Origin of the sequence: Corallococcus sp. BB11-1, assembly GCF_026626625.1 — a bacterium.
GTDB classification, from domain to species: domain Bacteria; phylum Myxococcota; class Myxococcia; order Myxococcales; family Myxococcaceae; genus Corallococcus; species Corallococcus soli.
In genome coordinates, this window is sequence record NZ_JAPNJY010000023.1 from 197,906 (window position 1) to 224,849 (window position 26,944).

19 protein-coding genes are annotated in these 26,944 nt (G+C 71.1%); 6 read left to right on the forward strand and 13 right to left on the reverse strand.

What is annotated here, in order from left to right; genetic code table 11:
• Positions 1 to 2: 2 nt before the first annotated feature.
• The 3 genes from OV207_RS19315 to OV207_RS19325 all read right to left on the reverse strand — a co-directional run bounded on the left by OV207_RS19315 (position 3) and on the right by OV207_RS19325 (position 2,757).
• Positions 3 to 926: a type VI immunity family protein gene (locus OV207_RS19315; RefSeq protein ID WP_267556617.1), complete on the reverse strand. Its 924-nt coding sequence runs from the start codon at positions 924 to 926 to the stop codon at positions 3 to 5.
• A complete protein-coding gene (locus tag OV207_RS19320; protein ID WP_267556618.1) occupies positions 926 to 1,726 on the reverse strand; it encodes a hypothetical protein in 801 nt (266 codons plus the stop codon). Before OV207_RS19320 ends, OV207_RS19315 begins: the two co-directional genes overlap by 1 nt.
• A 98-nt stretch (positions 1,727 to 1,824) precedes the next feature.
• Complete coding sequence (locus OV207_RS19325; RefSeq protein ID WP_324291545.1) at positions 1,825 to 2,757, reverse strand: heparin lyase I family protein; 933 nt, start codon at positions 2,755 to 2,757, stop codon at positions 1,825 to 1,827.
• 458 nt (positions 2,758 to 3,215) lie between these two features.
• Here OV207_RS19325 and OV207_RS19330 point away from each other — a divergent pair, with 458 nt between their 5' ends.
• Positions 3,216 to 4,241, forward strand: a complete 1,026-nt coding sequence (locus tag OV207_RS19330; protein ID WP_193350215.1) for an arginine N-succinyltransferase — start codon at positions 3,216 to 3,218, stop codon at positions 4,239 to 4,241.
• On the opposite strand, the gene OV207_RS19335 is transcribed toward OV207_RS19330, so the two are convergent.
• Positions 4,225 to 5,262, reverse strand: coding sequence for a lasso peptide biosynthesis protein (locus tag OV207_RS19335; protein WP_267556620.1), 1,038 nt, complete (start codon positions 5,260 to 5,262; stop codon positions 4,225 to 4,227). The two genes, OV207_RS19330 and OV207_RS19335, sit on opposite strands and share 17 nt — an antisense overlap.
• 64 nt (positions 5,263 to 5,326) lie before the next feature.
• Between OV207_RS19335 and OV207_RS19340 the strand changes: the two genes are divergently transcribed.
• Positions 5,327 to 8,473, forward strand: a complete 3,147-nt coding sequence (locus tag OV207_RS19340) for an ABC transporter substrate-binding protein (protein WP_267556621.1) — start codon at positions 5,327 to 5,329, stop codon at positions 8,471 to 8,473.
• Between the two features lie 8 nt (positions 8,474 to 8,481).
• Here OV207_RS19340 and OV207_RS19345 read toward each other — a convergent pair whose 3' ends face one another.
• The 6 genes from OV207_RS19345 to OV207_RS19370 form a co-directional block, all read right to left on the reverse strand.
• Positions 8,482 to 10,692 carry a hypothetical protein gene (locus OV207_RS19345; RefSeq protein WP_267556622.1) on the reverse strand — a complete coding sequence of 737 codons (2,211 nt, stop codon included), beginning with the start codon at positions 10,690 to 10,692 and terminating at the stop codon, positions 8,482 to 8,484.
• Between the two features lie 103 nt (positions 10,693 to 10,795).
• Positions 10,796 to 11,419, reverse strand: a complete 624-nt coding sequence (locus OV207_RS19350; protein ID WP_193428130.1) for a DedA family protein — start codon at positions 11,417 to 11,419, stop codon at positions 10,796 to 10,798.
• A 150-nt stretch (positions 11,420 to 11,569) separates the two neighbouring features.
• Positions 11,570 to 12,637, reverse strand: a complete 1,068-nt coding sequence (locus tag OV207_RS19355) for a radical SAM protein (protein ID WP_120582349.1) — start codon at positions 12,635 to 12,637, stop codon at positions 11,570 to 11,572.
• The gene (locus OV207_RS19360) at positions 12,634 to 12,873 is read right to left on the reverse strand and encodes an anti-sigma factor family protein (protein ID WP_120539249.1); all 240 of its coding nucleotides are present in this window, start codon (positions 12,871 to 12,873) and stop codon (positions 12,634 to 12,636) included. The genes OV207_RS19355 and OV207_RS19360 overlap by 4 nt, the downstream gene beginning before the upstream one ends.
• A gap of 65 nt (positions 12,874 to 12,938) precedes the next feature.
• Positions 12,939 to 13,568, reverse strand: a complete 630-nt coding sequence (locus tag OV207_RS19365) for an RNA polymerase sigma factor (RefSeq protein WP_193350223.1) — start codon at positions 13,566 to 13,568, stop codon at positions 12,939 to 12,941.
• Positions 13,569 to 13,603: 35 nt separating this feature from the next.
• Positions 13,604 to 14,188, reverse strand: coding sequence for a DNA-3-methyladenine glycosylase (locus OV207_RS19370; protein WP_267556623.1), 585 nt, complete (start codon positions 14,186 to 14,188; stop codon positions 13,604 to 13,606).
• A 173-nt stretch (positions 14,189 to 14,361) separates the two neighbouring features.
• Here OV207_RS19370 and OV207_RS19375 point away from each other — a divergent pair, with 173 nt between their 5' ends.
• Positions 14,362 to 15,915, forward strand: a complete 1,554-nt coding sequence (locus OV207_RS19375) for a 4-alpha-glucanotransferase (protein ID WP_267556624.1) — start codon at positions 14,362 to 14,364, stop codon at positions 15,913 to 15,915.
• Between the two features lie 91 nt (positions 15,916 to 16,006).
• Here OV207_RS19375 and OV207_RS19380 read toward each other — a convergent pair whose 3' ends face one another.
• The gene (locus tag OV207_RS19380; protein WP_267556625.1) at positions 16,007 to 16,309 is read right to left on the reverse strand and encodes a hypothetical protein; all 303 of its coding nucleotides are present in this window, start codon (positions 16,307 to 16,309) and stop codon (positions 16,007 to 16,009) included.
• 167 nt (positions 16,310 to 16,476) lie between these two features.
• On the opposite strand from OV207_RS19380, the gene OV207_RS19385 reads away from it, so the two are divergent.
• A complete protein-coding gene (locus tag OV207_RS19385) occupies positions 16,477 to 18,651 on the forward strand; it encodes a BamA/TamA family outer membrane protein (RefSeq protein ID WP_267556626.1) in 2,175 nt (724 codons plus the stop codon).
• A 26-nt stretch (positions 18,652 to 18,677) separates the two neighbouring features.
• Positions 18,678 to 23,348 carry a translocation/assembly module TamB domain-containing protein gene (locus tag OV207_RS19390; protein WP_267556627.1) on the forward strand — a complete coding sequence of 1,557 codons (4,671 nt, stop codon included), beginning with the start codon at positions 18,678 to 18,680 and terminating at the stop codon, positions 23,346 to 23,348.
• 49 nt (positions 23,349 to 23,397) lie between these two features.
• Here OV207_RS19390 and OV207_RS19395 read toward each other — a convergent pair whose 3' ends face one another.
• Entirely contained in the window at positions 23,398 to 24,447 is a 1,050-nt protein-coding gene (locus OV207_RS19395; RefSeq protein ID WP_267556628.1) for a hypothetical protein, read from the reverse strand.
• A 206-nt stretch (positions 24,448 to 24,653) separates the two neighbouring features.
• Here OV207_RS19395 and OV207_RS19400 point away from each other — a divergent pair, with 206 nt between their 5' ends.
• On the forward strand, positions 24,654 to 25,967 hold the full coding sequence (locus OV207_RS19400; protein WP_193350236.1) for a hypothetical protein: 1,314 nt from the start codon (positions 24,654 to 24,656) through the stop codon (positions 25,965 to 25,967).
• A gap of 196 nt (positions 25,968 to 26,163) precedes the next feature.
• On the opposite strand, the gene OV207_RS19405 is transcribed toward OV207_RS19400, so the two are convergent.
• Positions 26,164 to 26,943 (reverse strand): DNA alkylation repair protein, encoded by a 780-nt coding sequence (locus tag OV207_RS19405; protein WP_267556629.1) that lies wholly within the window; start codon positions 26,941 to 26,943, stop codon positions 26,164 to 26,166.
• Position 26,944: the final 1 nt, after the last annotated feature.

The following is a 26,944-nucleotide window of genomic DNA, read 5'->3' on the forward strand; positions in this document are numbered from 1 at the left end:
CATCAGAGGAAGCGGCGCTCCCAGCGGCGGACTTCTTCGTGTGTGAACCCGCCCCATTCGCCCCATTCGCCCGGGTGCGCATACAGCCAGGGCTCCAGCACGCGGGCCAGCTCGCGGTAGTGTGGAAGCGTGTCTCCGGTCTCCAGGTCGCCGGCTTCGGGCACGGGCCTCATGGACACCACCGCGCGTTCGGGTGAGAGCGATTGGACCTCCGTCGCAGGGGAGTGCAACCGCGCGCGAAGTCCTTCCGCCCCGCCCAGTGCCTCCAGCACCGGCGGGCCCAGGAAGGTGAGCCACGAGGGGGGCCGCACCCGGGTGCCCAGACACATGGCCAGCGTCCGGAGCCACGGCAGATCGAAGCCCGGGTGGCGCAGGCACGCCTCAAGCAGGCCCGGGCGGAGGGCTGGAACCCAGGAACCTACTTCGAGCGCCAGCCCCGCATGTCCCGACGCCCAGGGCAGTTCACGCCCCAACTCGAGGGCCAGCGCACGCACCCACTCCGGCCCCGGATCCTCCAGGAACTCGATGGGCAACCAGAACTCCACGGCACAGGTGCTCTGGGGATAGTCCTTGAGGAAGTTGGGCAATTCACTGCCGCGGCCGTTGTACCGAAAGGAGACCCCTGTGACGGAGTCGGGCCGTTCGGCCAGCTCCACAAGTGCAGAGGAGCCCAATAACTCGGTCCGGAGAACAGCCTCTCCTTTCGCATCCAGTTCTGGCCAGTCCCCTGAGGCATTCACGTACCAACCCAGCCGTCGCGAACCGAGCGATTGCCGGTAGTGCTCCAGCGCTCGCCACACGGCGGGAGCAATCACCTCATGGGGAAGCGGTACGTAGAACGCGATGCTCACCCCCTCGCGCACGAGGACCACGGTCTCGCCCTCGATATCAAAAGCTCTACGAACCCTGGGCACTCGCGCGGTCATCAGTTGGCTCTGGAGTTGGGATAGATCAAGCGGGGAGGTTGCGCACTGCCCAAGAGCTGCTGGTAGACGTCGTTCTGCCACAGCTTGGTGAAGGGGCCCTCGGTGTATCGGTCCCAGCTGGGTAGGTTGGTCACCGGACAAGGAAATTTGAAGTCATAGACGGCCTGGACCTTGAGCGGGTTCCCGAGCGCGTGCAGCACCACGTCCGGAACGATGCTCCCCACCAACAGGTGGAACTGTCCGTCCGCCAGCCACTGAGCCACGACCTGCGGATCCAGCCACCGCGTCTGCCCTGTCCTCGAATCCTTGAGGTAGCGCGGCTCCAGGCTGAAGCGCCCCGCGTCCGTGGCCGCCAGCACCCGCTGCACGCACTCCAGCGCCGCCGCGTGCTTCTCCTCCCCCAGCTTCATCCCCCACGTCACCTCTGGAACCTTCAGGTCCACCGGCTTCCTGCACAACTCCGGCGAGGTCCGTCCTCCCTTGCCCAGGTGCCGCTCGTTCACCTGGAGGTTCGCCTCCTTCGCGCACTCCAGCAGCACCCGCTCCACGTGGGCCACCTCCGCGGCCTCCCATAGGCGCAGCATCGCGGCGGCCTGCCTTGCCCTTCCCGCCGCCCTCACCAGCCCCGGGAGCACGGCGTCCTGGCCCACCTGGTTCGCACAGCCGGGATTGCGCAGACAGCCGTTCGTCGCGGAGTCCCCGGTCTGCTCGTAGATTGAGGGGGCTCGGCCCCCTGGACCCGCGCACGCGGTCAACAGGAGACAGGACAGCAGCCACATCGGTCGGGGAGGGGTCCTCACGTCGCGCCTCCTCGCATGGAAGCGCCGACCCCTTCAACCCGTGCCGTGAATCACCTCCCGCCCCGGCGTGCCGGAGCGGGAGGCACTTTTAAGACGTCTCAGCTCCGACGACGGCGACGCGAACCCATCAACCCCAGCAGCCCCAGCAGCGAGAACACCGCCAGCGAACCACCGCTGGCCGAACACCCGCCCCGGTAGAGCTCACCCTCCTCGTCCAGCGGCAAGGGCTTCACCGCGGAGTCCGGCTGGGAGCCGCCCGGCACCGTGCCCGGGCCCGGGTCCACCGTGCCGCCCGTCGGCGTGCCCGCGTCCACCTCCGGCTCAGGCTCCACCGGGCTGCCCGCGTCCACCACCGGCTCAGGCTCCACCGGGCTGCCCGCGTCCACCACCGGCTCAGGCTCCTGCGGCGGCGTGCCCGCGTCCACCTCCGGCTCGGGCTCCGGCTGCACCACCGGGAACACGTCGTCCCGGCTCGTCGCCTGGATGAAACCATCGTGGTAGACGACGCCCACCGGCTTGATGCTGTCGTCCCGGTACAGTCCCAGCTTCAGGTAGCTGCTCTGGCCGGCGTACATCGTCTTGGCCTTCTTCTTGGTCAGCACCTGCTTGCCGTTGTGCCACAGCTCCACGAAGCCCACCGCCGGGTCCGGGGACCACTTCGCGTGGAAGACGAACTCGTGCCACACCCCGCGCTTGAGCGGCGTGCTCCACACCGTCCCGCTGTCGTTCACCGTCATGCGGATGACCTCGCCCTTGACGAAGAACTCCACCGGCGGCGACCCGCAGCACCCGTCGTGGTGCCACTGCGTGAAGAGCTGCCAGGCGTCCACGCTGGGGAAGTCGTTCGCGAACATCACCTTCCAGCGATACCAGTACTCGGAGCCCACCTTCTCCCGGCTCAGGTACACCAGCTCGTTGCGGTTGCCGCTGGAGTTGATGGGATCATCGCCCTGCTTCACCGTCGCCTTCAGCGCGTACTTGCCCTCGGCCACCGGGCTCGTCACCAGCTGGAGCCGGTCCGCGCTCACCATCTGGGTCGTACTGAATTGCGAACGGTCGCCTGTCTCGAAGTCCCCCCGCCAGACGATATCCGCCGCAGCGAGGCCCGGGAGCAAACACATCGCAAGCCAGAGGCGCAGTGCTTTCAATGCTGAATCCTTGAAGAGGGGGGAACGGCCGGGGGTGCGAAGCTTTGACGGCAAAGCTTCGACAGACAGTACCCCAAGTCATTCCCCCACTTCATTCCCTCTCAAGTTCATTCCAACACGCCTGACAATGGGGCATGCGGGCAGCCGAGCCCTGGCCCCGTTGAGACATGTTTCACGTCGGGAGCAGCCCGCCCGTACCCACCGAGCGGACGGGGGAGCGGTGTCCTGAACGCAACGCGTCATTGACAGGGGAGCATGCAGGAGGCTGACGGCACGGGGGGGTGGTGTATGGTCGCGGACCCTTCCGGCGCTCCCTTCCCGGGGCGCCCCCTGCGTGCCCCATGCTCGTGCTGCGAGACGTCCAGAAAACCGACCTGCCCGGCCTGAAGCGTCTTGCCGCGGTGCTGAACACGGTCAACCTGCCGAACAACGAGGAGACGCTGGAGGCGATCATCGACAAGTCGGTGAAGAGCTTCGCCGGCAGGGTCAAGGATCCCTTCGAGCGCGAGTACCTCTTCGTGCTGGAGGACGTGCGCAACAACCTCATCATCGGCACGTCGATGATCATCGCCCAGCACGGCACGTACGAAGCGCCCCACATCTACTACGAGGTGAGCGAGCGCGAGCACTACTCCGCCTCGCTGGAGCGCCACCTGCGGCACAAGGTGCTGTCCATCGCGTACAACTACGAGGGCCCCACGGAGATTGGCGGCCTGGTGGTGGACCCGCCCTACCGGGCGACGCAGGACAAGCCCGGCAAGCAGCTGTCCTTCGTGCGCTTCCTCTTCATCTCCATGCACCGGCGGCTGTTCCGGCCCCGCATCCTGGCGGAGCTGCTGCCGCCGCTGCTCCCGGACGGGCGCAGCCTCCTGTGGGAGGCGTGCGGCAAGAAGTTCACCGGCCTCACCTACCTGGAGGCCGACCGGCTGAGCCGCCAGAACAAGGAGTTCATCAAGGAGCTGTTCCCCTCGTCGGACATCTACGCGTCGCTGTTCCCGGACCGCGTGCAGAAGGTGCTCGGCGAGGTGGGCCCGGCCACGCGCGGCGTGCAGCGGATGCTGGAGCGGGTGGGCTTCCGGTACGTGGAGCGCATCGACCCGTTCGACGGCGGCCCGCACTTCGAGGCGGACACGGCCGACATCTCCCTGGTGCGCCGCTACCGCACGCTGAAGCTGACAGACGAGGACTTCCAGTTGGAGGGGGACGACGTGCTCGTCGCCGCCGAGCGCGAGTCCGGCCGCAACCGCTTCCGCTCCGTGCGCTGCCACGCCCGGCTGGACAACACCACCATCTCCCTGCCGGCCCGCGCCAGGGAGATCCTCGAAGTGAAGACCGGCGCGAAGCTGTCCATCATCCCCTTCGAGTAGCGCGCACCACGCGCCACTCCCCGCGCAGCAGCGACAGCCAGCGCTCCCCGGCCTCCAGACCGGGGCCCTCCGGCGACACCAGCGCCAGCGCCAGGTGCGTGTCCGCGCGCACCGCCTCCAGCGACGTGGGGTCCAGGTCCAGCACGCCGCCGCCCCGCAGCGCCACGCGCACCCAGGCGTGAGGCCGCGCGGGGCCGCCGTCCACCACGAGCAGGCCGTGCACCAGCCCCACCCGCTGGCCGCTGGAGCGCGCCTGGGCGCCAAAGCGCAGCGCGTGGGCCAGGCACCCTCCGGCCTCGCCCTCCCCGCCCGCCCGCCAGTCCGCCGCCGTGGGGCCCTTGTCCGTGAAGGCCGCGTGCACCCTGCGGGAGAGCGCGCGGGCCGCGTCCGGCGTCCACTCCGTCATGTCCGGCAGGCGGTCGGGCACGGGCGCCGGGGGCCGGCCCTGCCCGCCCGGCACGAGCTTCAGCGCCCCTTGGGCGCCGCCCTCCACCGGCACGCCGTCCGCGAAGAGCTCCGGCGGGCTCCGGAGCCGCTCCCCCGGAGCCGCCACCGTGAAGCGGGACTCGCCCACCTCCAGCGCCCGCAGCCGTCCCCGTGCGTCGTAGCTCGCGCGAAAGCGGGCGCCCAGCATCGTGCCCTCGGCGCTCGTGGGGGTCCGCGCCGTCACGCAGTGGGGGCCTTCCTGGCCGGACAGCTCCTCACGCCCCTTCACGCAGCCCTCCGGCGGCGGGCCCCGCCACAGCCACAGCGCTTGCGGCACCGCGTCCGCGCCCACCACGCGCCCCGCGGCATCCACGTCCAGCGTCACCTCGCGGACGCGCTCACCGGCGTGGCCTCCGCGCACGTGCAGGTGGCGGCTGGTGTACGTGAAGCGCCCCGCCTCCAGCGCCAGGGAGACGGTCCCCACCGGCACACCGCGCCACGCGAAGAGGAAACGGACGGATTCCCCGCTCGCGGCGCCCGTGCTGGCGGGGTTTACCTGGAGCACCAGCATGGCGACGGTGAGGAGGGCCTTCATGCGGGCCCGAGCATGCGTCGAATTGAGGACCGGCGCGAGAAGGCGGGTTAGCGTGGCCCCGTCCATGGGCGCCAAACGGTACCTCTTCTCGTTCGGGCTGGTGGCGGCGCTGGTCTCCGCCCTCCTCCTGGGCCTGCTGCTGCACTGGGTGACGGGCTCGCCCAACGACCTGGCCGGCTGGGCGGTGCTGTTCTTCGGCGTGCCGCTGCTGTGGCTGACGGGCAGCTACCTGGCGTGGTTCCGCTGGGCCTCGCTGCGCCGGCGTGAGCGCCGGGGCCTGATGGCCCGGCTCGCCGAGGGCGACCTCACCACGCCCATCCACCAGGGCTTCGAGGGCCAGGAGGACCTGCGCCGCCTCATCCTCTCCCTGCGCCGCGCCATGTCCCAGGTGCAGCGCGTGACGAGCAACCTGCACCGCACCGGCAACGGCGTGAGCGACCAGGCCCGCGTGCTGCTGGAGGCCGCGCGCCGTCAGGGCGGCGCCGTGGAGCGCACGCTCAGCGCCGTGGCCGGCAACGGCGCCAGCCTCCAGACGGCCGTCAAGCGCGTGCAGCACATTGAAACCTTCGCGCACGAGACGACGGGCGCGCTGCTGGAGATGACGGAGCGGCTGCACCAGGTGGTGGATGGCCTCACCACCGTCAACGACTTCAGCCAGCGCACCAGCGGCCTCATCCAGGCGATGACGGAGCGGCTGGGCCACATCGCCGCGTCGGGTGACGAGCTGGGCCGCTTCGCCAGCGAGGCGACGGAGTTCGTCGGGCTGGTGGAGGGCGGCATCGACGCCGTGCGCCGCCGCGCCACCGACACCAACAGCATGGCGCTCGCGGTGACGGCCACCGCCCAGCGCGGCGAAGCGCTGGTGGGCGACAGCGTGCAGGGCATGTACCGGGTGGAGGAGACGGTGCGCAAGGCGGCCGAGCTGATGGAGATGCTCGGCACGCGGTCGATGGAGATTGGCCGCATCGTGGACGTCATCCAGGAGATCGCCGACCAGACGAACCTGCTGGCCCTCAACGCCGCCATCATCGCCGCGCAGGCGGGCGAGCACGGCCGCCCCTTCGGCGTGGTGGCCAATGAAATCCGCAGCCTCGCCGAGCGCACCACGCGCTCCACGCGCGAGATTGGCACCATGGTCACCGGCATCCGCGACGCGGTGGAGACCGCCGTGGCGCTGGTGCAGGAGGGCCGCGAGCAGGCCACCGCGGGCGTGGCGCTGGGCGACCGCGCCGCCGAGGCCCTGGGGGAGATCCGCACCATCACCCAGCGCACCTTCGCCGCCGTGGAAGCCACGGTCGCGGAGACGCAGCGGCTGGAGGCGCAAGGCGCCACCGTCGTGGAGGCGAGCCAGCGCGTGGCCCGCCGCGTGGAAGACATCACGCGCATGGCCATCGAGCAGTCCGGCAACGCGCGGGACCTCGTGCGCCAGATGCAGGAGATGGGGCGCGTGGGCCAGGGCGCCGCGCAGAAGGCGGAGGCGCAGGCGCGCACCGGCCGCGACCTGTCCGAGGCCGTGATGCGCCTGAGCGCGGCCATCGAGGAGCTGCGGCAGGCCCACCTGGTGCTCACCCGGGGTGATGCGTCCATCCGTGAGGAGGTGGCGCAGGTGCGCGAGGACGCGCGCCGGGTCATCCGCATTGGCGACGGCCTGGACCGCACGGTGGACCAGCTCAGCCACGAGACGGCGAGCCTGGAGGCGGAGGTGTTCCGCTTCCAGCTTCCGCAGGCGCGGCCGGGCGGCACGCTGCGCGTGGGGCTGCATCAGGCGGCGTCGCTGCGCAACCGGCAGGCGGTGGATCCGCTGTTCAGCGTGGAGAACCAGCTGGCGGAGCTGTCCGCGTGCGTCTTCTCCGGCCTCGTGCGGCTGGAGGACGGCGTGCTGTCGCCCGACCTGGCCGAGCGCTGGGACGCGGACCCCTCCGCGCGCCGCTACCGCTTCTACCTGCGCCGGAGCATCACCTTCCACGACGGGACGATGCTCACCGCGCAGGACGTGAAGCGCCACCTGGAGCGGTTGATGGACCCGGCGGTGCGCTCGCCGGACCGCAGCCTGCTGGAGGACGTGGAGGGCGCGCCGGAGTACTCCAGCGGCCTCGCGCGCGAGGTGACGGGCATCGAGGTGCTGGACGAGGGCACGCTGGAGATCCGGCTGCGCGAGCCCAAGGCGTTCTTCCTCCAGTTGATGGCCCTCACGGCCACCGCGGTGGCGAAGCTGGACCCGGCCGGGAAGCTGGTGGGCACGGGCCCCTTCCGCGTCGTCGGCCTGGAGCCGGACCGCGTGGTGCTGGAGCGCAACCCGACCTACTGGCGCGGCGGGATTCCGCTGCTCGACCGGCTGGAGTTCCAGCTGATGGAGTCGCGCCAGCAGGCGGTGCGCCAGATGCTGGAGGGACGGCTGGACCTCGTGTCCTTCCTGCCCACCGAGCACACGGAGGCCAAGGGCCTGGAGCTGCACCAGCTGGTGGCCAGCACCACGCCCTCCACGGCCTTCGTGGGCCTCAACCTGCATGAGGCGCCCTACAACGACGTGCGCGTGCGCCGCGCCCTGCGCGCGGGCATGGACATCCCGGGGATGGTGGAGCAGTTCCATCCGGGGGCTCGCGTCGCCCGCACCTTCACGCCGCCGGAGCTGCTGGATGGCGCGGAGGTGGGCCCGGCGCCCATGACGGACCTGGGGCTGGCGGAGCGCCTGCTGCGCGAGGCCGGGGTGCGCCGGTTGCAGCTCACGCTGCACCACCCCACGGGCCGCGACACGTCCACCGAGGACGCGGTGCTCTTCCGCCCGCTCATCCAGGCGGGGCTGCTGGAGCTGCGGCACGTGCAGATGAGCCCGGAGGAGTACCTGCCGCGCCTGCGCGAGGGGAAGGTCCCGGCCTTCCGCACGCTGTGGCTGGCGGACTTCCCGGATCCGGACGTGTTCCTGCACTTCCTGCTCAACTCCAGCGCGCAGACGGTGTACCCGCTGGGCTACCGCAACCCGGAGTTCGACCGGCTCACCGCCGAGGCGCGCGTGTCCATCGACCCGGAGCTGCGCTCGCAGCTCTACCGGCGCGCGGAGATGCTGGCGCGCGAGGACTGTCCGCTCATCCCGCTGTACCACGACCGCACGCACGTGGCCGCGGTGGCGTCGGTGCAGAACCTGCGGCTGCACCAGACGCCGCCCCAGGTGCGCTTCGAGGACCTCTGGGTGGACCCCAGCGCGAGCGGCTGACCGTCCGGCTACGGCGCCGCCCGGCGCGTCCCGGAAGGACTCGCGTGGCGCTGCGGCCAGCCCCGGGTCTCGGCGCGCTGGCCCACCGCGTAGGACTCCAGGAGCCAGGCTCCGTCGCGCTGGAGCACCACGTGCATCACCTCGCCCGCGAACGTCGCGCCCGCCACCCGCACGCGGCCCGGCAGCGCGCACATGCCGACCTTGTCGCCAGCGCGGATCCACTCCAGCCACGCCTGCCGCTGCCCGTCCGGCAGCTCCGCGTCCGCCAGCACGCTCACGGTGCCCAGCTCCATCAGCGCGGCCTCGTGGAGGGTGCCAGGGAGCAGCGGCGAGGGCAGCACGTCCACCTCGTAGAGGGCATGGCCGTCGTCGAAGCTGAAGGACCGCATCACGGTGCGCTGCTCCCCGGGCGGACACGCGGTGCCATCCGTGCGGTCGCACGCGAGCGCGAAGCCGTGTCCCACGGCCCCGGCCGGCGTCACCAGCACGGGCTCCGCGAAGGGTGACAGCGTGCGCGTGCCCCCATCCCAGTCCAGCGTGACTGGCACGCCGCCATCCGTGTCCACGAAGGCCCGCGCGCCCACGAGCAGTCGTCCCGACGCCAGGGCCAGCGATGGCGCGCCTCCCGGAACGCCTGCGTCGAGCGGTGCGAGTCCCAGGGAGGCAAGGCCGCCATCCGCGAGCGCCGTGACGCCAGGGCCTGGCGGCAAAGCACTTCCAGCGTCCGCGTCCGCTGACGCCCACGACGTGAAGGCGATCCGCCCATCCCAGGGCGTGTAGAGGTACGCGCCTCGCGCGTCATCCACGGCGAGCCGCGCCGGGCCTCCACCGTCCTCCTCGGGTCCCAGGGCCAGCGGCACACCCGCGTCCGCGCTCAGCAGCACCAGCCTGGAGCGCAGGGGCTCCGCCACCGCGCCCGCGTCCTCCCCCGCATCCGGAGCCTCCGCGCTCCAGGTGACGTACGTGAGCACGTCCCCCTCCACCGTGAGCGCCACGCGGCCCGCGCCCGTGCCCGGCATGCCTTCCGGAATGCCCCCATCCAGGGGTGCATCGGCGAGCGCCAGCGACGTGCGCCAGCGCAGCTCCCCCGCGCCCCGGGGCGCATAGGCCTCCAGCGCTTCCGGCGCGAGCACCACCACGCCCGCGTCCGAGGCCGCGAGCAGCGTCCGAGCGCCCCCATCCTCGTAGGGGGACTCGAACCTCAACAGCCCGGTCTCCGTGTACGCGGCGAGCCGGCAGCCCGCGTCCCCACCGCACACGGAGGCGTAGACCGTCCCGTCGTCCACCAGCAGCACCGGCCCGCCGTCCTCCGCGACCGGCTCGCCCCCCAGCTCCGCGGTGAAGAGCGGCTCCAGGTCCCCGGCGTCCGGGCGCATGCACTCCCCCGCGCTGCACGTGCCCTCCCCCTGGCACGGTGTGGCCGGCGCGCAGACGAAGCCGTCCGGCGGCGTCACCGACCGACACGCTCCACGCAAGCAGACCTGGGCCTCCTTGCAGCTCACCGAGCCGCACGGGATGAAGTCCTTCGCGTCCACCTCCTTGCAACCCGCGTTGCGGTCGCACACGCCCACCTTGCAGGGGTCGCGCGGCACGGGACACGCGACGCTCGCCGTCACGCAGCCCTGCGTCGGTGAGCAGGTGTCGAGGGTGCACGGGTTGTCGTCGTTGCACGAGCGCGGCTGCCCCACGCAGACGCCCGCCTGGCAGCGGCCGTTCTCCTGGCAGCGGCTGCCGGGGATGCACGAGGCGCCGTCGGCCTGCGGGGACTCGAGGCACTGTCCCGAGTCCAGGTCGAAGCGCGACTCGCGGCACTCGCCCTGTGGCAGGCACGGCAGGGGACGCACGCCCACGCCGGTGAGCTTCACGGTGGCCGTGGTGCGGCCCGCGGTGAGCACCAGCTCTCCCTCCACCGGCGTGCTGCCCGCGGAGAACAGGATGTCCACCGTGCCCGTCCCGCTGCCCGGCACGACAATCTGGGACACGACCACGAAGAAGGGGCTCTGCGTCACCGCCGCCACCTGCACGCCCGCGCGGCCCGTGGCCACCAGCGTCAGCGAGCGGCGCACCTGGGTGCCCTCCAGCACCCGGCCGAAGTCCACCACCGTCCCCTGCGGCCGGAAGCTGGCGTTCGCTCCGCCCAGGCCGGGGTCGTCGCCACAGCGGCAACCGCTGAAGACGAGCAGCACCAGGAGCCACCAGGGAGCACGGGCACGGACCATGGCCCGACTCAACCGCGCCACGCCGGGCCGGCGCAACGTGCGTCCCCTGCTCCCAGCCAGCCCCTTACATTTCGAGGCCCCTCCAGGACGTCCGGGCGGACCGCTACTGCCCCACGGGCGACTCGCGCCTGCGCGTCAGCGCCCGCACGCCGAACCCCAGGCCCGCCACCACGAGCAGCCCGATGACGGCGTACTGGTAGCGCGACACCAGCACCGTCAGCCGCTCCAGGTTGCCACCCACCGCCATGCCCAGCGCGATGACGAGCCCGCTGTGCGCCAGCGCGGACACCGCGCCCAGCACCAGCGCGTTGAACCGGGGCATGCGCGCCGCCCCCGCCGCGATGAAGATGATGCCCCGGATGCCGGGCAGGAACCGGTTCACCAGCAGCAGCCACGGGCCCGCGCGCCGCATCCGCGCCTGCACCGACTCCAGCCGCGCGTGCGTGAGGCCGAAGAACGAGCGCTCCGGGTTCGCCTCGAAGCGCTTCGCCAGCCACTGGCCCACCGCGTAGTTGATGAAGGCGCCCAGCACGCTGCCCGCCGTCACCACCGCCAGCACCAGCCACCAGGGCTTCTCACCGCGCACGGCGTAGACGCCGCCCATGAGCACGATGGTGTCCCCGGGGAACGGCGGCACCACGTACTCCAGCATCGCCGCCACGCCGAGCACCAGGAACCCGAACGGCCCCAGCGCTCCAATCAGCTTGTCGACGTGCTCGATCCACATCATCCGCGCGGCCACCCCTGCGAAGGAAACGTCCCGCGCGAGACTTAAGCCTCCTGCCCGCCTGACGGAACCCATCGCCCCACCTGCCCGCCGGGCGGTGAACACGAAGGCGCCAGCCGAGCCCCAAGCTTGGAGTCCCAAGCCCGGCGACTAGCGGGGGGGCGTCACCACCGGCGTCGGCAGCACCGTGCCGCCGTACTGGCTGGCCGCCAGCGTGCCGCACGCCGCGCCAATCTCCTTGCCGCCCGAATAGCGCCGCGCGATGGGCGCCTTGAGGATCTGGAGGTGGTCGCGAAACGCGCTCAGCTCCTCCGCCGTGGGCGGCAGGTACTTGCCCGTGGGGTCCGTCACGTCGATGAGGTCCACCTTGATGGGGATGCCCTCGAACGCGACCTTCAGCGCCTCCGCGTCCTCGCGCCCCAGGTTGAAGCCCTGGATGGCCACGTAGGCAATCATCGCCCGCTCCCGCCGCGCCTCGCTGTACTCGCGGATGGCCTCGATGAGCTCCGGCAGCGGGTGCGTCTTCTCGATGGGGAGCACCTTCGCGCGCTTCTCCGGGATGGCGCTCGTCACGCTGAACGCCAGCCGGAACGGGTGCCCCTCGCGCGTGTAGCGCCGGATGGCCGGCACGTGCCCCGCGGTGGAGAACGTGATGGCCGTGCCGGAGATGGAGAAGCCCGCCGGGTGGGAGAGGATCTGCGCCGCGCGCAGCGTCTCCTTGTAGTTGAGCAGCGGCTCGCCCATCCCCATGAACACCACGCCGCCCACGCGCCGGTCCGCCTCCGCGCGCACCTGCATCACCTGGTCCAGAATCTCCCAGGTCTGGAGGTTGCGCTGGAAGCCCAGCTTGCCCGTCATGCAGAAGTCGCACGCCAGCGCGCAGCCCACCTGGCTGGACACGCAGACGACGTACTTCTCGTCGAAGATGGGGATGCGCACCGCTTCGATGCGGCCGCCCAGCGGCGACTCGAAGAGGTACTTCACGAACCCGTCCTCCGCCTGCCGCCGCTCCACCACCTTCAGGGACGGCATCTCCGCCTGGGCGCGGAGCAGGTCTCCCACGCGGCGCGGCACCTGGGGCGCCAGCGCGACGGCGTCCACGGTGGGGCGCGCATGGGCGAAGACGCCCGCGAACACCTTGCGCACCGCGGTGGCAGAAGGCTGGGCCGGCGCGAGCGCCGCTTCCAGCTCCGGCAACGAGAGGGATTTCAGGTTCACGAGCAGGACTTGATCTTCGAGCGCAGGAACTCGGTCAGCTTCGCCGAGACCTCCTTGGGCATGCGCAGCGCCATGGCGCGCTTGCACAGCCCCGGCGTCGCCCGGTAGGTGCTCATGAACTCCTCGCAGGGCTTGCAGCCCGACAGGTGCTCCTGGAGGTGCCGCGCCTCCTCCTCGGGCATCTCCCCCTCGAGGAATTCCAGCAGGAGGTTGATGGAATCTTTACACGTATACATCCGAACCTCGGCTGGCTGCGGCTCCCCTCGCTACTGTTCGAAGATGCCGAGGCGCCCTGGGGGTTTCACGCCCCGCGATTGTCCCGGTTGTAGAACAGGTCGATGGCCTCTCGCAGCGCGAGCCGTGCCCGGTGCAGGCGGCTCTTGATGGCGGGGATGGAGTCCCCCGTCACTTCCGCGATCTGTTCGTAGCTGAGGCCGTCCACGTCTTTCAAGAGGAAGACCTCCCGGTAGCCCTCCGGCAGCCGGTCGGTCGCCTGCTGGATGGCCTGCCCCAGCTCCGCGTCCAGCGCCTTCTCCTCGGCGTCCCGGCTCCAGTCGGAGACGGGCAGGTCCGCCAGGGTGCCCCGCTCCGTGAATTCAGGGGTCTGGAGCTCCGCCTCCGCCGCCTGGGCCACCCGGCGGTGCCGCAGGCGCATGAGCGCGTGGTTCGCCGCGATGCGGTGGACCCAGGACCCGAAGGCCGCCTCGCCCCGGAAGTCCTTGAGGTGCTGGTAGGCGGACAGGAAGGTCTCCTGGGTGATCTCCGCCGCGTCCGCCTCCGAGCGCGTCATCCGCAGCGCCAGGCCGTACACCCGGTCCTGGTGCAGGCCCACGAGCGCCTCGAAGGCGGACACGTCCCCGCCCTGGGCCCGCGCCAGGAGCCGCCGGTCTTCTTCCTGCCGGTCATCTTCCTGGGGGGCGTCGTGGGACATGACGCTTCCCACCCAACCAGCCGGAGGGTTCCGCGTCAAGGCCGACGGCGAGGCGCCCGGGACACGAAGCGGCTGACGTGTCCACTGTCCCGGATCCACAAGCGGAAGGGTTCAGCCGCCCACGCCCCGGCGTACTCCACCCCGATGCGCGGCCCCCGGGCCACGGCGGCCTCCGGCACCGGCGCCCCGGGCAGCAGGTGCAGCCCCTCCGAATCCAACCGCTGACGGTTGTGGTTCAGGTTGAGCCCCAGCACCCGGCACAGCCGGCCGGGCCCGTCCGTGCGCTCCCCCGGGGCCAGCCCCTCCACCGGCTCCACCGCCCGCACCAGCACCGCGGCCCCCACCCCCTCGGCGTCCGCCACCACGTTGAAACAGTGGTGCATCCCATAGATGAGATAGACGTACGCGCGCCCCGCCGGCCCGAACATCACCTCCGTGCGCGGGGTGAGTCCCTTGGACGCATGGCACGCCAGGTCGTGCTCCCCCAGGTAGGCCTCCACCTCCACGACGCGGCCCACCCGCCGGCCGCTCACGCCGTCCACCACCAGCAGGGTCCCCAGCAGGTCGCGCGCCACCTCCAGCGCGGGGCGGGCATAGAAGGTCAGCGGGAGCTTTCTCACGGGAGGAGGTCCTTCCTGCCTCGGGGGCACTTCGTCAACCGCCGGGCGATTCTCGCGGCCCCAACTTCCAAAACTTCCACCAGACAACCTCCGCGCGCTGAACAAGCAGGCACGTGTGAACACCTGGGCGACGGCAGTTCACAGCGGCCCGTGGCTGGGGCAGATTGCGCCGCATGTCCACTCCTGGCCGGCTCTCCGGTCTCCTGCTGCCCCTCTTCTCCCTGCGTTCCCAGACGGACTTCGGAATTGGCGACTTCGGCGCGATGGATGGCCTGTTCGCCTGGATGAAGGCCGCGCGCCAGCGCCTGCTGATGGTGCTGCCCCTGCTGCCCACCGCGCCAGGCGACCCGAGCCCCTACGCCACGCGCTCCGCGTTCGGTCTGAACCCCCTCTTCATCGACCTGGCCCAGGTGCCGGAGTTCCAGGCCACCGGCGGCGAGGCCGCGCTCGACGAGGCGCAGCGCAAGCAGCTGGGTGAAGCACGCGCCGCGCCGCGCGTGAGATACGACCTGGTGTTCCCGCTGAAGGACGCCGCGTTCGCGCGCGCCTTCGACCACTTCGAGAAGCACGAGTGGACCCCGCGCACGCCGCGCGCCCAGGAGTTCCAGAAGTGGCGCGAGGCGCAGGGCGAGTGGCTGGAGAGCTACGCGCTCTTCACCGCCATCAGCGAGCAGGAGCAGCGCCGCCCGTGGTGGCAGTGGCCGGAGGGGCTGCGCACGCGCCAGCCGGAGGCCCTGATGGCGGTGAAGAACCAGGGCCTGGAGCGCCGCGTGCGCTACCACGCCTGGCTCCAGTGGCTGGCGGAGGTGCAGTGGAACGCGGTGCGCCAGCAGGCGAAGGCGAAGGACGTCCTCTTGTGCGGCGACGAGCCCTTCATCATCGGGCAGGACAGCTCCGACTGCTGGGCCCACCCGGACATCCTGCGCCGCGACGCGCGCCTGGGCGTGCCGCCGGACGACTTCTCCGCCACGGGTCAGGACTGGGGCCTGCCCTACTTCGACTTCGCGGCGATGGAGAAGGACGACTACGCGTGGCTGAAGAAGCGCGCGGCCAAGGCGGCCAGCTACTACGACCTGCGCCGCGTGGACCACGCGGTGGGCTACTTCCGCCAGTGGATCCGCGACGACAAGAACCCCACCGGCTACTTCGTGCCGCCGGACGAGCCCACCTGGCGCCGCCAGGGTGAGAAGCTCTTCCGCCTGCTGTCGGAAGGGGCCGGCATCGTCGCCGAGGACCTGGGCGTGATTCCGCCCTTCGTCCGTCAAATCCTCGCGGAGCTGAAGCTGCCCGGCTACCGGGTGCTGCGCTGGGAGCGCGACGGCGACACGTACCGCGACCCGCACGGCTTCCCCGCCGTGTCGCTGGTCACCACCGGCACGCACGACACGGAGCCGCAGGCGGAGTGGTGGGAGCAGGCGCGCGAGGATGAGCGCCAGAACGCCGCCCGCGCCTGGCCGGAGTTCCAGGGCGTGGCCCTGACGCGCGAGTTCACCCCGGACATCCACCGCGCCACGCTGGCCGCCACGCTGAACTCGGGCTCGGACCTGTGCGTGCTGCCGTGGCAGGACGTGCTGGGCACCCGCGACCGCATCAACCTGCCGGGCACCATGGGCGACGCCAACTGGGCCTACCGCATCGCGCAGGACACGGACGCGCTGCTCACCGAGCCCCAGACGAAGGACGCCGCCGAGCGGCTGGCGTGGCTCACCGCCTCCTCGCGCCGGTAGGGCGGGAGGACGTCACGGCAAGCGCGGGAGCACACCGCCCCGGGGCCGCTGGAGGACAGCCGCCCCGGGCGCCGGGAGTCCCCGCCGCGCCTCAGTTGTCGATGCACTTCACCTGGCCGGGGAAGCCGTCGAACACGGCGCACCGGCGGTTCGTGTTGGCGCACTCCAGCCGGTCGCAGATGTTCTCCACGACGCACAGCGGGGGCGAGCGGCCGAACTCCAGGAACAGCTCCGCGCAGTAGCGGAACGGATCCGCGCACCCGAGCGAGCCGCAGTAGGGGGTGTCGGAGAGGTTCTCTCCCTCCTTGAGCTTCACCACCTCGTCATCGTCCACGCCGCAGCCGGTGGCGAGCACCAGCGTGGCCGACAGCAGCATCGCGATTCGCCGGACCATAGGGACCCGAATCTGGCGCACCCGGAGTCCGGTTGCACGCGCCACGACGACGACCCGGAGCCTAAAGGACAATGACCCGGGACCGGAGGTCGCGGAATGCGACACTCCTGGCATAAAGAAACATCACGAAACACGTCCGGCGCTGGCCTTCCGGTAAGAGACCGGACGTGGCCGACGTCCGACTCCCTCGATTCCGCTCCGCCCTTCCCCTCGCGCTGGTCGTGCTGCTGACGGCCTGTGCCACCACCTCCTCCACCCAGCCCTCCGGGCCAAAGGTGAAGTCCCTGGACATCCAGGGGGCGAAGCAGGTGGACGACGGGGACATCAAGGACCGCATCCTCACCTCCGCCACGCCCTGGTACGCGTTCTGGCCGTTCGGCAGGGCGCACTACTTCGACACCAACGCGTGGCAGGCGGACCTGCGCCGCATCGAGCGGTTCTACCAGGCGGAGGGCTACTACCAGGCCCAGGTGGAATCCAACGAGGTGATCCCCGACGGCGACAAGGCCGTGCGCCTCAAGGTCGTGGTCAACGAGGGCGCCCCCACCGTCATCGACCGCATTGAACCGCACGGGCTGGAGTCGCTGGCGCAGGGGCCGGACGCGCCGTCCCAGCGTCAGCGGGAGCTCATCCTGGAGGAGCTGCCGGTGCGCTCGGGCGACGTGTTCCGCGAGGACACGTGGGTCGCCACCAAGGAGCTCATCACCCAGCGGCTCAAGGACCTGGGGTACGCGGAGGCGGAGGTGGAGGGCGAGGTGCGGGTGGACGTGGCCACGCAGAAGGCCATCGTGGACCTGCGCATCACCCCGGGCCTGAGGTACCGCTTCGGCAACATCTTCATCGCCACGGACGCGAACCCGCAGGTGCCGCCCCGCCGCATCATCGAACAGACGCAGGGCGCCGTGCACAAGGGCGACTACTTCAGCGAGAAGGCCCTGGCCGAAGCCCAGGCGCGCGTCTTCCGCATGGGCGTCTTCGGCGCGGTGAAGGTGAACCGGGGCGCGCCGGACCGGCAGAACGCCACGGTGCCGGTGGTGGTGGACGTGCGCGAGTCCCCCTTCCATTCCCTCCGGCTGGGCGGCGGCGTGGGCGTGGACGCCGCGCGGCAGGAAGGCCGCATCCTGGGCGAGTGGACCAACCGCAACTTCCGCGGGGGCCTGCGGCGGCTCACGCTGCGCGGCCGGCTGGGCTACGCGTTCATCCCCAACGTGCTGGCCTCCGTGCGCGGCGACGACGGCTCCAAGGACGGCGTGGTGTTCGAGGCCACCACGGAGTTCGAACAGCCGCGCTTCCTCTTCCGCGACCTGCGCCTGCAGGCCTCCGTCACCGCGGAGAAGGGCCTGCAGCAGGCGTACTCGTTCTACGGCGGCTATCTGAAGACGGGCGTCATCTGGCAGCCCCACGACTCCTTCTCCGTCTTCCCCTCCTACAACCTCCAGCTGTACCGGCTGGAGGGCCAGGTGTCCGCGGATGAGACCGTGCCGCCCATCATCCTGGGCTGCAACGACCCCACCGGGAAGTGCGACGTCGCGCTGAGCTTCCTGGAGGTGGCGTTCGCCTGGGACCGGCGCGACGACCGCACGGAGCCCCGGGACGGCTACTACGTGGGCCTGTCCATCCAGAAGGGCGGCACGCCGTTCTTCGGCAACTACGACTACGTCCGGCTGCTGCCGGACCTGCGCTACTACCACTCCATTGGAGAGAAGAAGGACCTGACGGTGGCCGTGAAGCTGCGCATGGGCACGCTCAACTCCCTGGACGGCAAGCCCAGCTCCATCGTCACCCGCTTCTTCTCCGGCGGCGCCACCGCCATGCGCGGCTTCAACGGCCAGCGCCTGTCCCCCATGACGCCGCTGACGCCCACCTACAAGGAGGACGACGACGGCAACCTGCTGGTGGACGGCAACGGCAACCCCATCCTGGAGGAGTGGAACACGGTGCCCGTGGGCGGCAACAGCCTCATCGAGACCGCCGTGGAGCTGCGCTACATGCTGACGGACAGCCTGATGCTGGCCGTCTTCTACGACTCCGGCCTCGTAGGCACGGAGAACCTGATTGGCAAGAACGCCCCCAAGCTGTTCGGTCCCGAGCACTACCACGCGGTGGGCGGCGGGCTGCGCTACCTCACGGTCGTGGGCCCCATCCGACTGGACATCGCAAGGCGTCTGAACATCGGGCGGGGATTGCCCGTCAGCGACCCCGCATACATCTATCCGTCCTCTGGTGGATGCCTGGGCTTCGGACGCAAGTTCAACAAGACCTCGACCTCCCCGGAAGCCGCGTTCGCGGGTGCCCCTGAAGGGCTGTGCGCGGTCCACATCTCCATCGGAGAGGCGTTTTGAAGAGCCGCGCGCGCTGGGGTCGAAGGTTGCTGTGGGGCCTGCTCGGCTTCCTCGGCCTCATCGTCCTGTTGGTCGTGGGCGCGCTCGTCTACGCCACCAGCGCCGGCGGTTCGGCGCGCATCGCGCGCTTCGGCGTGGACCTGGCGAACGAGCAGCTGGCCGGCCGGCTGGAGCTGGGCGGGTTCGACCTGGACCTCAACGGCGCGGTCCTCACCGGCATCAAGATCTACACGCCCGAAGGCGACCTCGCGGCGGAGGTGGCCCGCGTGGAGGCGCGGCTGCGCCTGTCGCCGCTGCTGGGCCAGTCCGTGGACCTGACGAAGGTGCGCATCGAGGCGCCGCGCCTGTACCTGGCGCAGGACGAGCGCGGCCTCAACCTGATGCGCGCGCTGGAGCCCCGGGAGCCCAAGCCGGAGGAGCCTCCCACCCAGAGCACGAGCAAGCTGGCCATCCACCTCAAGGACTTCGAGCTGACCCACGGCTACGTGGACTTCCAGCAGGAGCTGCCCGACGGCGGCGAGCGACAGGTCCGCCTGGAGGGGTTCAGCGCGAAGGGCGAGGGCAGCTACGCGCTGGCGACGCAGGACTTCACGGCGGACCTCCAGGCCACGGGCGGCCTCACCCGACCGCTCACCGGGCCGGTGAGGCTGGCGCTGAAGGGCTCCGGCAAGGAGCTGGTGCGCACGGTGGACGCGCAGCTGGGCCTTGCGGGCGTGGAGGCGGACCTGGGCGCGAAGCAGTCCGGGGCCACGGCCGCGTCGGTGGAGCTGCGGCGGCTGTTCGTTCCCCCGGAGCCGGTGAAGGCGTTCGTCCCGGCCTACCCGCTCATCGTGCCCATCGAGGCGAAGGGCACGGCGTCCATGGACGGCGACCTCGCGACGGCGAAGCTGGGCGCGACCGCGGGCAAGGCCACGCTGGACGTCGCGGGCGACGCGAACCTCAAGACCTTCCGCACGAAGGAGACCACCGTGAAGGCGCGCGGGGTGAACCTGGCGGAGCTGATGGAGAACGGCATCCCCACGAACATCGCCGCGGACCTCATCGCGCACGGCGGTGGCGACAGCGTGGAGACGCTGGACGGCGACGTGGCCCTCACCGTGTCCCCTTCCGAATACCGGGGCCAGTCCGTGGGCCCCATCGAGCTGAAGGCCAGCGCGAAGGACGGCCGCTACCAGGTGGGCAACCTGCGCGTGATGATGCCGGGCGCGGCGTTCATCGCGTCGGGTGAGGGCACCGCGAAGACGCTGGAGGCGCGCGGCAGCCTGTCCGCGGGCGACCTGCGGCTGCTGTCGCAGGCGCTGGACAAGCTGCTGCCCGGGGGCACCGTGCCGCCGTTGTCCGGCAGCGGTTCGCTGGAGTTGCAGGTGCAGGGCCCGCCGACCACGCCGGCCGTGAAGGTGGACGGCAACTTCGTCACGCTGGGCTACGGCGACATCGCCATCAAGGACCTGTCGCTCAAGGCCAGCGTCCCGGACGTCACCCGGCCGCTCACCACCGACGCCACCGTGCTCATCAGCGAATTGAAGACGGGGGGCCGCAGCTTCCGCGACCTGTCCGTCGCGCTCACCACGGACGCGCGGCGGGAGCTGAAGGCCAGCGTGCGCGTGGAAGGCGACGCGCAGCTCGCCCTGGGCGTGGAGGGCACGGTGGACGCGGACAACGAGGGGCTCGCGATGCGCGTCTTCTCGCTGTCGTGGCCGGAGGCCACCTGGACGCTCCAGCAGCCCACGCACCTGACGTTCGGCGGGGGGCGCATCGCGCTGTCGCCGCCGCTCCAGTTGGCGTCGGAGGCGCAGACGCTGAAGGTGGCGGCGGTGAAGGACGGCGAGCGCGTGGACGCGCGCATCGACCTGGGGGGCTTCGACCTGTCGAAGCTGCCGCGCATCGCGGTGCCGGAGTCGCTGGGCCTGGGCGGCACGCTGTCCGGCCACGTCGCGGCGAAGGGGCGGATGGCGCGGCCGGACGCGGACGTGGACCTCACCTGGGCGGACGGCCGGGCGCGCGGATACCAGGGCCTGGGGCTCGCGCTGAAGGCGCGGTACGTGAAGGACCGCGCCACCGGCACGCTGTCCGCGGGCCTGAGCGCGGCGCAGGTGTCCTCCCAGTTCGACGTGCCGGTGCAGGGCGTGCTGCGGCGGCGCAACGAGCCGCTGTCCGTGACGGTGAACCTGGAGAAGTTCGACGTCGCGGAGGTGCTGAAGCTCGCCGGGCAGGCGCCGGGGCCCACCGGGCAGATGACCGGCAAGCTGGTGGTGAACGGCTCCGCGAAGGACCCGCGCCTGGACCTGCTCGTGAGCGGCAGCGACCTGCGCTACCCGGGCCGTCCGGAGGCCCTCTTCGCGCAGGCGTTCGGCTTCGACCTGAAAGCGAACTCGCAGCCGGAGGACGCCACGCTGGTCGCGCGCCTGGACGTGAAGGGGCTGGCCCCGCAAGCATACATCGCGCTGAAGACGCCCTTCACGCTGGGCGGCGTCATCGCGAAGCCGCCCACGCCCGCGCAGGCGCTGGACGCGCCGCTGCACCTGGAGGCGCTGGTGGCGGAGCTGCCGCTGACGCTGCTGCAGGGCATGGAGGGCGTGGACAAGCCGGGCGGCACGGTGACGCTGAAGGCGGACGTGAGCGGCACCGTGCTCGCGCCGCTGGGCCGGGTGGAGCTGCTGGCCCGCGAGGTCACCGCCAACGGCCTGCCGAAGCTCAGCGGCACCGCCCTGGCGCTGGCCGGGGACAAGGACGTGAAGCTGACGCTGGACGTGCAGCGCCCCAACGGCCCGCTGGCGACGCTGGAGGCGCGCGTGCTGGCGCCCCTGGCCGCGCTCCAGGACCGCGAGGTGATTTCGCACGTCCCCTTCCGCATGAAGGGCCGCGTGGGGCCCGTGCCCCTCAACGAGATTCCCGGCATGGCGCAGCCGGGCCAGGGCAAGGGCGGGCCGCAGGGCGTGCTGTCCATGGAGCTGGCCGCGCGCGGGACAGCGGAGGCGCCTGAAATCGAGCTGAGCGCGGGCATGCAGTCCCTGGGCGTGGCGCAGACGGCGCTGGGGCAGGCGCGGCTGACGTACGCCTACTCCGGGGCGAAGTCCCTCTTCGACGCGATGCTCACCGCGCCGGGGGGCGGCTCGCTGGTGCTCGGCGGCACCCTGGGGCTGGACCTGTCCCTGCCCGCGTTCCAGTCCGCGCAGGGCCCGGCGAAGAAGGTGGACCGCGCGCCGGTGGCGCTGTCGCTGCGTGCGCGCGCCTTCGACCCATCGTTCCTGTCCGGCATCTCCCCCTACGTGCGCACGCTGGGCGGCATCATGCAGGCAGACGCGAACCTGGGCGGCACCGTGGGCGCGCCCACCTTCAAGGGCGACCTGGCGTGGAAGGACGGCAAGCTGGGGCTGATGGGCTTTGGCGAGTACCACGACATCCAGCTCGCGCTGAACGCGTCGCAGGAGCGCATCGACCTGAAGCAGCTCACCGCGAAGTCGGGCGGCGGGTCGCTGGAGCTGACGGCCTCCGCGAACCGCCAGGGCGCGAGCGGCGAGTTCGTGCTGGAGGGCAAGGGCCGCACCAAGAACCTGCCCATCGTGGTGGAGGACCAGCTCATGGCCCTCCTGTCGCTGAACCTGTCCATGAAGGGCAGCCTCACGGACAGGCTCGTGAACATCAGCGACCTGAGCATCCCGGAGGCCCACGTCGAGCTGCCGGAGGCCAAGCGCAAGGACCTGCAGCCGCTGGAGCGCCCGGCGGACGTGGTGATGGTGCGCAACGGCGTACCGGTGGACAAGCGCAGGAAGCCGAAGCAGCCCACGCCCGCGCAGGTGGCGGCCGGGGGCGACCCGCGCAAGGCGCCGGACGCGGCCCCTGGCACGAAGGGCAATCCCCCGGAGCCGGGCACCGCGGTGGGCGGCGCGGGCGGCCCCACGTCCGACGCCGAGGCGGAGGCGCTGGCCGAGGAGGGCGGCGACGAGGAGCCCGCGCAGCGCCAGTTCTGGGTGAACATCAACGCGCCCCGCAACCTGTGGGTGCGCGGCACGGACCTCAACATCCAGCTGGGCCTGTCGGAGGGCTTCCGCGTCGAGTACGCCAACGAGGCGCGCATGTTCGGCGAGGTGATGGTGCTGCTGGGCCGCGTGGACGTGCTGGGCCGCCGCTTCGACGTGCAGCGCGACAGCCAGGTGCGCTTCACCGGCCCGGTCCTCACGCCGTACATCAACGTCACCGCCGAGCACCGCAACGACAACGCGGCCGTCACCGTCTTCGTCACCGTGCGCGGCCAGGGCAAGGAGATCACCCTCAAGACGAGCAGCGACCCGGCCCTGCCGGAGTCGGAGATCTACACGCTGCTCGCCACCGGCCGGCGCACGCTGGAGCGCGGCTCGGGCGCGTCCATGAACGCGAGCGCGCAGGCGGCGTCCGTGGTGGGCTCGTTCGTCGCCAACGAGGCGCGCAAGGCCATCGCCGCGAAGCTGCCCCTGGACGTGCTCTCCATCGAAGCGGGCGACAGCGGCATCGCCGGCACCAAGCTGGAGGTGGGCACCTACGTGACGGACAAAATCTACGTGGGCTACACCGGCCGCGTGGGCGCGAACCTCCAGAAGGGGGAGAACGCCAACGCCGTGCGCTTCCAGTACCTCTTCAGCCCGCGCTGGAGCCTGGAGGGCATGTACGGCGACGCGCGCTCCGGCGGCCTGGACCTCATCTGGAGCAAGGAGTACTGACCGCGCGCCCGGGTGCCTGCACCCACCCGGGCGGCGTCAGCACGGACGGCTACAGCGCGTACACCGCGTAGCACGCGCCCATGGGGCCCACGCCGGTGGTGCCCGCGCCGGGAGCGCTCCGCCACACGCCTTCGGCGCCGCACTGCTGCCACACGGTGCTGGAGGTCTGCACGCAGGTGCGCGTGGGGACGCCCCGGCCCAGGCGCGTGGACTGGCAGTAGGGGAACGACACGCTGCAGTTGGAGGGCTTCACCGTGCTGCCCGACGTGAAGGTGCCCGACAGGCACTGGCGCCAGATGGCGTCCGACGAGCTCTGCACGCACGACGCTTCCGGCACCGTGGCGTCCACCGTGCCGGAGTAGCAGCCGGCGTCGCTCGACGGCCACGCGTAGGCCGTCTTGTAGCGGTTGTAGATGGAGGCCATCAGCGACGAGCCGCCCACGGTGGTGCGGCCGCACTGCGTGGCGTACGCGCCCACCCAGGGCGTGTACGTGTAGAGCGCCGCGGTGGCCATGTTGACGGGCTTCACCGAGCACGGATCCAACGTGGCCTTCGTCACCCCCACCTTCCAGCCGGAGATGGTGGGACGGCCCGCCTCCAGGTCGGTGAGGTAGCCGCGCATCTTCTTCGCGGCGCACTCCACCTGCTTGCCGAAGCCCACGTATTGCGCGTCACAGCCGCTGGAGTCCGGACAGCCACAGCCCGTCGCCTTGCTCAGGTTGGTGGAGGTGCCGCTCTGGATGAGGCTGGACTCGCCCTGGATGCGCGCCAGCATGTACAGCGGGTTGATGTTGGACGCGCGCGAGCGCTCCACGATGAGCGTCGCCGCCGTCTTGCCGTAGAACGGATCCGTGTAGCCCGCCAGGTACGAGCCCTGCTGCTGCAGGAACTGCTGCACCTGCGCCGGGGTGATGGCCAGCCCGCCCGTGACGTCCGAGTCCTCCAGCAGCCGGTGCATGTCGTACTTCGTCGTCGCCTCCTGGAGCACCTGCCCGGTCAGCTCGTCGACCACGGGCGCCGCCGCGTCCTGCTCCTCCAGGGGGCCACAGCCGGCCGCCAGCAGGGCAGGCACCAACAACACGCACATTCGGAGCTTCATCTCACACCTCGGGGTGGGCCTCGGGAGACGGGCACCGACAGGGCCGGCCCCGCCTCCGCGTGGCCAGGGGAGCCCCGGGCTGTAGCCGGTGGGGTGAGGCTGACTCAAGTTATTCCTGGATTTAGAGAATAAGCCCCTATGTGGGTGCCAATGGCATCCCTGGGCGGGGCGGCATGGCGGTGGGGTGGCGGGGTAAAGTTTCGGACATGCGGACCGTTCCCCTGATGCGTCGGAAGTGTTGGTCGTTGCTTGCCGTGGGCCTGCTCGCGCTGGCGGGCTGTTCGGATTCGACAGAGCCGGGGGACGAACCCGGGCCGGGCACGGACGGCCCCGGGGTGATCCCCGGCGACGGCTCCGAGTGCCTGGGCGCGAAGTTCCTGGGCTCCCTGGGCAAGGACAAGCTGCTGGTGGGCGCGCAGATGGAGGACGCGACGGCGAAGAGCGCGCCCTTCGACGTGCGCTACCTGTACATCGCGGCGGGCCTGTTCGACTCCAAGGACGCGTGCAATTCGTGCGCGTCCGGGTGCACGTCGAACGGGGCGTCGTGCTCCAACAGCGGCGAGGGCTGCGGGTGGTGGGGCTGCTGGCAGTACGACCAGGAGCCGCCCGGCGCCTACGTGCGCGACTTCATCCAGGTGTCCAAGGACCAGGGACAGATTCCGTTCATCACCTACTACGAGGAGTTCCAGGCGAGCGGCTACAGCGAAGGCAAGCAGCAGCTGGCGGCGCTGAACGACGCGAAGTTCCTGGAGCGCTACCTCGCGGACTGGCGCTTCCTGTTGAAGCAGGTGGGCCAGGAGAAGGTGATGCTCCAGATTGAACCGGACCTGTGGGCCTACCTCCAGTACTTCCCGACGGACGGCAAGCCGCAGTCCACGCCGGTGGCGGTGAAGGCCGCGAACCCCACGGACTGTGGCGGGCAGGAGAACAACGCCGTGGGCCTGGGCAAGTGCATGATCGCCATGGCGCGCAAGTACGCGCCCAACGCGAAGGTGGGCCTGCACGCGAGCGCGTGGGCGACGAAGACGGACGTGTCCGGGAACACGGATGCGTCGTTCGACGTGGCGTCCGAGGCGAACAAGGTCGCCGACTTCCTGTTGCAGGTGGGCGCGGCGGACACCGACTTCGTCACGGTGGAGGCGTCCGACCGCGACTCGGGCTGGTACCAGCAGACGCAGGGCAAGGACGGGTGGTGGGATCCGGAGAACCGCGAGCTGCCGCACTTCCACCAGGCGTTCACCTGGGCGAACGCCATCACCAGGCGCCTGAACAAGCCGCACCTGTGGTGGCAGCTCCCGCTGGGCAACATGAGCCTGCCCAACACGGACAAGAAGTGGCGCGACAACCGCGTGGACTACTTCCTCACGCGCCCCGCGGAGGTGGCCAAGGCCGGTGGCGTGGGCTTCCTCTTCGGCGCCGGCAACTACGAGCAGACCACGCCGGAGACGGACGGCGGCAACTTCGTCAAGCGCGTGAAGGCCTACAAGGAAGCCGGCGGCCAGGCCGCGTGCGTGCCCTGATGCCGTGATGTGATGCCGTGTCCCGGTGCTGCTTCGGCGGCGCCGGGAGCGGGTTCCACCTTCCTCGTCCGGTGCGTCGCTGGGGCACCGGACCTGGGGCGTGATGCGCGGCGGAACGCGCCGCCACGCTGGAGCTGGAGCGGGGATGCACCCCGCTCGCTCCACGCGGTGGGGCCAGCCTTGCGCCCCCTCGGGACTACGCGCGGGTCCGCGTGCGCGCAGTGGCCGTGCGCTTCGTGGCGGACGGCTTCGCGGACTTCTTGGCGGCGGCTACTGGCTTCGACGCCCGTGGCGGCTTCGCGGCCGTGCCAGCCTTCCGCGCCTGCACCTTCTGGATGTACTGCGCGGCGTCCGGCGTCTCGCAGGCCGTGTCGCCGTGATCCACCTCCACCTTGCCCAGCCGCTTCGCCGTCGCGAGCGCCGCGACCTGGAGCGCGCCGCCCTGCGCCCCCAGCGCGATGAGCGCGCTGTTCATCGCTTCGCGGACCCGGTTCTTCGCGGTCGGCAGCTCCTGCTCGATGCGCTTCACCCAGGGCGACAAATCCTCCTGCGCCAGCACCGTCGACTTCATGAGCAGCGAGGCGAGCAGCTGCCAGCCCGCGCGCCCCACCCACTCCGACGAGGAGCGTGTCCACTCCAGCGCCTTCACCGCATGCGGCGAGCGCAGCGCCACGTTCGTCACGAAGACGTCCGTCAGGGTGTGCCAGTCGAGCGCCTTCGCCCAGGCGCCCAGCTCCGCCCAGGACAGCGCGGGAGCGTCCGCGACCATCGTCGCCAGCAGCCGCGCATCGGTGTGCCCCGAGGACCACAGCGCCCGGGCGAGCGCGGGGTCCGTGCCGATGCGCTTCTTCAGCGCCCCCAGCGGACCGAAGTTCACGCCGGACAGGGGCTCGGGAGCCCCGTGTCGGAGGTACGTCTTGCGTGTCTGCGGCGAACCCAGCCGCTCCAGCTCCCGCATCGTCTCTTCAAGGGTCATG

Coding starts and splice junctions, on each gene's coding strand:
- OV207_RS19375 (WP_267556624.1), top strand. CDS start 14,362: ATGTCCACTCCTGGCCGGCTCTCCGGTCTCCTGCTGCCCCTCTTCTCC.
- OV207_RS19360 (WP_120539249.1), bottom strand. CDS start 12,873: ATGTATACGTGTAAAGATTCCATCAACCTCCTGCTGGAATTCCTCGAG.
- OV207_RS19330 (WP_193350215.1), top strand. CDS start 3,216: ATGCTCGTGCTGCGAGACGTCCAGAAAACCGACCTGCCCGGCCTGAAG.
- OV207_RS19400 (WP_193350236.1), top strand. CDS start 24,654: ATGCGGACCGTTCCCCTGATGCGTCGGAAGTGTTGGTCGTTGCTTGCC.
- OV207_RS19335 (WP_267556620.1), bottom strand. CDS start 5,262: ATGAAGGCCCTCCTCACCGTCGCCATGCTGGTGCTCCAGGTAAACCCC.
- OV207_RS19350 (WP_193428130.1), bottom strand. CDS start 11,419: ATGTGGATCGAGCACGTCGACAAGCTGATTGGAGCGCTGGGGCCGTTC.
- OV207_RS19405 (WP_267556629.1), bottom strand. CDS start 26,943: ATGACCCTTGAAGAGACGATGCGGGAGCTGGAGCGGCTGGGTTCGCCG.
- OV207_RS19345 (WP_267556622.1), bottom strand. CDS start 10,692: ATGGTCCGTGCCCGTGCTCCCTGGTGGCTCCTGGTGCTGCTCGTCTTC.
- OV207_RS19340 (WP_267556621.1), top strand. CDS start 5,327: ATGGGCGCCAAACGGTACCTCTTCTCGTTCGGGCTGGTGGCGGCGCTG.
- OV207_RS19380 (WP_267556625.1), bottom strand. CDS start 16,309: ATGGTCCGGCGAATCGCGATGCTGCTGTCGGCCACGCTGGTGCTCGCC.
- OV207_RS19365 (WP_193350223.1), bottom strand. CDS start 13,568: ATGTCCCACGACGCCCCCCAGGAAGATGACCGGCAGGAAGAAGACCGG.
- OV207_RS19315 (WP_267556617.1), bottom strand. CDS start 926: ATGACCGCGCGAGTGCCCAGGGTTCGTAGAGCTTTTGATATCGAGGGC.
- OV207_RS19325 (WP_324291545.1), bottom strand. CDS start 2,757: ATGGTGAGCGCGGACCGGCTCCAGCTGGTGACGAGCCCGGTGGCCGAG.
- OV207_RS19395 (WP_267556628.1), bottom strand. CDS start 24,447: ATGAAGCTCCGAATGTGCGTGTTGTTGGTGCCTGCCCTGCTGGCGGCC.